Origin of the sequence: Hydrocoleum sp. CS-953 (genome assembly GCF_002260545.1) — a bacterium.
In the GTDB taxonomy this organism is placed as follows: domain Bacteria; phylum Cyanobacteriota; class Cyanobacteriia; order Cyanobacteriales; family Microcoleaceae; genus Trichodesmium.
This window is the reverse complement of record NZ_LGSU01000394.1, coordinates 1-2,977: the sequence shown is the minus strand read 5'-3', so window position 1 is coordinate 2,977 and position 2,977 is coordinate 1. Positions and strand designations below refer to the sequence as shown.

1 protein-coding gene is annotated in these 2,977 nt (G+C 40.9%); it reads left to right on the top strand.

Features of this window, described 5'->3' with window-relative positions:
- Positions 1 to 135: 135 nt before the first annotated feature.
- Complete coding sequence (locus tag AFK68_RS03840) at positions 136 to 2,874, top strand: HEAT repeat domain-containing protein (protein WP_094671666.1); 2,739 nt, start codon at positions 136 to 138, stop codon at positions 2,872 to 2,874.
- Positions 2,875 to 2,977: the final 103 nt, after the last annotated feature.

Here is a 2,977-nt window from a genome sequence, read left to right as displayed (position 1 = left end):
TTATTAAATTCATCAGTATAACTACTCAATCTATAGGTAATTTAATCTATAATAAATTAATCTGTACAACTGTAGTATTAGCTTATACCATTTACGTTTAAAAAGTAGAAAAATTATTATCTCCTAAAGCCTACTATGATAATGCTCACAAACGATCCAAATGCTTTATTATCCCTCAAACACCAAGCAGTGTTTGATGAGGACCCAGACTTGCAACGAGCAGCAGTGGAAAAGTTAGCCATCCAATGGAAAAATCACCCGGATACTATACCTATTCTCAAACAACTAGCTATATCTGGTCAATGTCCAGATGTACGGAGAGTAGCAACAGAACATCTTGTCCAAGGTTGGCCAAATGACCCCAAGCTCCTACCTTTCCTCAAACAATTAGTAGTATCCAACAATGACTATTGGTGGTTGCAAGAAGCCATACTCAGACAATTAATCACAGGTTGGCATAACGACCCAGATACGATCGCTTTCCTCAAACAACTAATTTTAGCAGATCGATATCGGTCTTCAAATGTGCGCTATGTAGCCCTCAAGCAATTAGCGCGAAACTGGCAAAATGAACTAGACACATTACCTTTTCTCAAGCAACGAGCCATATCTGATATTGATGAAACTTTGCGAGAGACAGCAGTGGAACTATTAGCTGAGGGTTGGCAACAAGACCCCTTTACTCTTGTCTGGCTCAAACAACGAGCGGAATCAGATCGACATTGGGGAGTGCGCCTCGCAATAGTAGAAAAATTGAACCAAGATGCAAGATATGATACTGATAATATCGCTTGGCTGAAACAAATGGCAATGTCCGATCCAAGTTTCCATGTGGCTTCAGAGGCAGTATCCAAGTTAGCCAGACTAGCCAAAGACGATCCCGATACTGTAACTACTATTAAACAGTTGGCTGTTTCTCCTCAAGTTTCAGAAGAAGTAAGACGAGCAGCTATGAGTCAGCTAGCTGAAAATTGGCAATATGACTCGGAAACCTTATCAACTATCAAACAACTGGCAGTGTTTGATCGATCTTCTCAAGTCCGACTGGCAGCAGTGGAACACTTAGCACAAGATTGGAGAGAAGATTCTGATACAGTGGCTATTATGAAGCGGTTGGCTGTATCAGATGCAGTTTTGGAAGTGCGAAAAGGAGCACTGGGTTATTTGATAGAAAACTGCCAACATGACTCAGATACTGTAGCTATTCTCAAACAAGTAGTTCAATATGACGAATCTTGGCAGATGCGAGAGTTGGCTGTGGTACAATTGGGAGCATTTTGGCAACATGACCCCGATGTGTTAACTTTTCTCAAACAACAGGCTGAATCTCCTGAATGTTGGGTAGTGGGAGAGATAGCAGTAGCACAATTAACTGTTGCCTGGAAAGATGAGCCTACTGTTTTACCTCTGCTCAAAAAATTGGCTATGTCTAACTCCGATGTGCGAGTGGCAGCAATACGGGAATTATCTATAGCTTGGAAAGATGACCCCGATACTATCGCTATCCTCAAAAAAGTAGTTGTCTCAGAGGAATCTTGGCACGCCAGGAAAATAGCAGTTGAACAACTAGCAACTGGTTGGCATGACGATCCTGATACGTTTGCCATCCTCAAAAAAGCTGCTTTATCTGACGAACAGCATGATGTAAAAATTGCAGCAATGGAGATGTTAGTCACTGGCTGGAAAAATGAACCGGAGGCGATCGCTACTATTAAACAAGTTGCTGTGTCTGATAGTTTCTCAGAGGTACGTATGGCAGCAATGGAACTGTTGGCCAACACTTACAAAAATGACCCTGATATTCTAGCTCTTCTCCAGCAAATGGCTGCTGTAGACCAATGTTCAGATGTACGAGTAGCAGCAATTAGCAAGTTAGCTAATGATGGTAAAGATAACCCTAATATTCTAGCTTTGCTGAAACAACAAGCTGTTGACGATCCATGCTCCTATGTACAACGAGCTACAATGGAACAGTTAGCTACAGATTGGAAAGATGACCCTGATACTTTAGATATTATTAAAGAACTTGTGATGTCTGGCAATTGTTCTGAGCTACAACAATCAGCAGTGGTACAGTTGGCTACAGACTGGAAAGATGACCCTGACACTGTATCTGTACTTAAAAAGCTAGCTGGAACTGCTCAGTGTCCAGATTTACAACAATTGGCAATGCAACAATTAGCTTTGGGGTGGAAAGATGACCCTGATACTTTTACGATTATCAAACAAAGGATTGAGTCTGCAGATGAACTAGAAGTAAGACAAGCAGCAATGCAGCAGTTAGCTATCGGATGGAAAGATGATCCTAATACATTGGCATTGTTTAAACAGTTAGCTATTTCTGATGAAGATGTGTGCGTGCGCCAAACAGCAGTCGTAGAGTTGGGTATTTGTTGGCAAAATGACCCTCAGACAATAGAAATTCTCAAACAACTCGCTATCAATGATGATAGTTTTTATGTGCGACAAACTGCTCTAGAATTATTAGCTCTGGTAGGAAAAAATGATCCTGAGACGGTAGTTATTCTGAAAAAATTAGCTGAGTTTGATCGGAATGCTTATGTGCGACGTTCAGCAATACAGCAGCTAGCTTTGGGTTGGTATGATCAACCAGGAATATTGGATTTTTTCTGCGATCGCGCCTGCTATGACCCTTTTATCCGTCAGGAATACTGGGAAGATAACCCGCGCCAAACTGCCTTAGAGGCAATTATCGAACAATATCGAGAAAATAATTTGATTCTCCAGATATTGCGCGATCGAGCTGAAAATGATTTAGATGAGCAGGTAAAACAGTTTGCTATCAAAACTTTGAGCGATTTTGAAGAAACAGCGTTTTTTGAGGGCGGTCTTAATTACCTATGTCTCAATTAATATTATGTCCGTTGGTATCGGAGCGTGTAAAAGTTGAGGAAATATCTACCGCCATATTAGGTTTTTCCTTTTCTTCTTTCTTCTTCCTTCTTCCTTCTTCCTT